The organism is Frigoribacterium sp. RIT-PI-h (genome assembly GCF_001297205.1).
GTDB lineage: Bacteria > Actinomycetota > Actinomycetes > Actinomycetales > Microbacteriaceae > Frigoribacterium.
Map to the genome: position 1 here is coordinate 1 of NZ_LHOZ01000107.1, position 2,162 is coordinate 2,162.

The following is a 2,162-nucleotide window of genomic DNA, read 5'->3' on the forward strand; positions in this document are numbered from 1 at the left end:
GTGGCGATGCGCTCGGTGTCGACGCGCATCATGGTCAGGTAGTCGGGGGCGTCGCCGTCGGCCGCGGTCAGCGACTCGGTGAACAGCTCGACGACGTCGACGTGGACGTCCGCCTCGCTCGCCAGGGCCTGCACGAGCCGGTCGGGCGACGACGACTCGGCGAACACGGTCGGGACGCCCGTCGTCTCGACGGCGTCGACCAGGTCGGCGAGGTCGGAGGCCGACGGTGCCGCGAGCGTCGTCCCGCCGGGGATCACGGCCCCGACGACGTCGAAGTCGAAGCGGTCGGCGAGGTAGCCGAACACGTGGTGGTTCGTCACGAGCGCACGACGTTCGGCCGGGATCGCGGCGAAGGCCGTGGTCATCTCGGCGTCGAGTCGGTCGAGCTCGGCCCGGTAGTCGTCGGTGCGCGCGGTGAGGGTCGCGGTGTCGACGCCGTCGACCGCGGCGAGTGCCGGCTCGAGGGCGTCGACGACGTCGAGCATGCGTCCGGGGTCGGTCCAGAAGTGCGGGTCGGGGGTGCCGGCGGCGTCGCCCTCGCGATAGTCGAGCACGTCGAACGCGTCGGCCGCGACGAACGAGGGCACGCCGGCGTCGGCCGCCGCGTCGAGGTGCTGCTGCAGCCCCTCCTCGAGGCCGAGGCCGTTCGAGACGACGAGGTCGGCCGCCCGCATCCGCGCCGCCTGCTGCGCCGAGATCTCGAACGAGTGCGGGTCGGCGTCCGGCTTCATCAGGGTGACCACCTCGGCCTGGTCGCCGACGAGCTCGTCGACGACGTCGCCGAGGATGTTCGTCGACACGAAGACGACCGGGCGGTCGTCGCCGGCGGGCGCGCCGCCGGGCAGGGCCACCGCGGCCGCGACGGTCACGGCGGCGCGGCGGGCGGCCGCGCCGCGGGCGGGTGGGGCGGGCGGGGGCGGGCCCGGTCCGGGGGCGGGCGGTCGACGCTGCCGTCCGCCCGGGCTCCGCGACGAAGGCCGGCTCGGTGGCCGTCTCGAAGCTGCGGGCGATCCGGGCGCCGTCGGCGGCGGCGATCTCGTACAGCCGCCCTTCGACCGGAGCCGAGAGGTACGCGCGCTGCTGGTCGGCGACGAGCGTCGGCGTGCGGCCCGCGGCGAGCGAGTCCGCGACGAGCGGCGCGGTCTCGGCGACGACCTGGCCGGGGGTGCCGTCGAGGACGAGCACCCGGCCGTCCCGCGCGAGGGCCAGGAGGCGCTGGTCGGCGTCGTCCACGGCGGTCCCCGAGACCAGCGGGGCCGGGGCCGGCAGCAGCGTCCAGGCGCGGGCCCGGGTGTCGAGCAGCCAGACGCCCTCGGAGCCGGCGAGCCCGGCCACGGTGGGTCGCCCCTCCCGGTTGTCGAACGCCGTGGCCGGGGCCGCCGTGCCTCCCGACGACAGGGCCGTGCCGGCCGGGTAGGGGATGTGTTCGACGACGAGTTCGTCGTCGTCGACGGTCGCGAGCAGCGCGCCGTCGGAGCAGCCGACGACGGCCCCGACGCGGGTCGTGATCGTGCCGGAGGCGTCCGGGCAGGCCTCGCGCAGGCCCGTCTCGTCGCCGTCGGCGGTGTGCCCGACGAGCGTCGTCGCCTCGCCGCGACCCTCGGTCACCAGGGCGTACGACCCCACGGGGACGACCAGGCCCGGGCCGGGCTCACCGTCGAGGCGCAACCGTTCGCGGAGCTCGCCCCGCGACAGGGCCTCGGTGTCGAGCAGCACCGCGTCGCCCGAGCCCGCGAAGTGCACGCCGGTCGAGCCCGAGGTCGACAGGTTCGTCGTCGCGACGGTCGCCGCGCCGTCGCCCTCGACCGTGCCGAGGAGGCGCGGGTCGGCCCGGTAGTAGTGGAAGTGGTCCACGTGGTCCCACGTCCAGACCCCGCTGTCGACGATCTCGAGGCCGCGAGAGGTCTCAGCGAAGAGGTACCGCCCGTCGGTCTCCACGGCGGTCGGGGCCCCGACCGATCCGAGCTCGACGACGCTCTCGTCGAGCAGGTCGAGGTGGGCGACCGTGCCCGACCGGTCGATCGTGGTGAGGCCGAGTCGGGGCTCGGCGAGTTCTTCGGCGCCGGCGACGGCACCGTGGCCCTCGCCGGTGGTGTCGGCGGTCGCCTCCGCGCCGGTGTCGACGTCGTCCGACGGAGTCCCCGCGGCGCAGGCGGTCAGCG

At 76.0% G+C, this 2,162-nt stretch carries 3 protein-coding genes; 2 read left to right on the top strand and 1 reads right to left on the bottom strand.

The genetic code is table 11. The features are described 5' to 3' along the window. A partial coding sequence (aztC, locus tag AEQ27_RS14840; protein ID WP_054147376.1) for a zinc ABC transporter substrate-binding protein AztC occupies window positions 1-869 on the bottom strand: 869 nt, incomplete at its 3' end. A gap of 116 nt (window positions 870-985) precedes the next feature. Here aztC and AEQ27_RS17920 point away from each other — a divergent pair. Then, window positions 986-1,417 (top strand): hypothetical protein, encoded by a 432-nt coding sequence (locus AEQ27_RS17920; protein ID WP_161805562.1) that lies wholly within the window; start codon window positions 986-988, stop codon window positions 1,415-1,417. 5 nt (window positions 1,418-1,422) lie between these two features. Next, the coding region (locus tag AEQ27_RS17925) for a hypothetical protein (protein WP_054147375.1) at window positions 1,423-2,162 on the top strand (740 nt) is incomplete at its 3' end.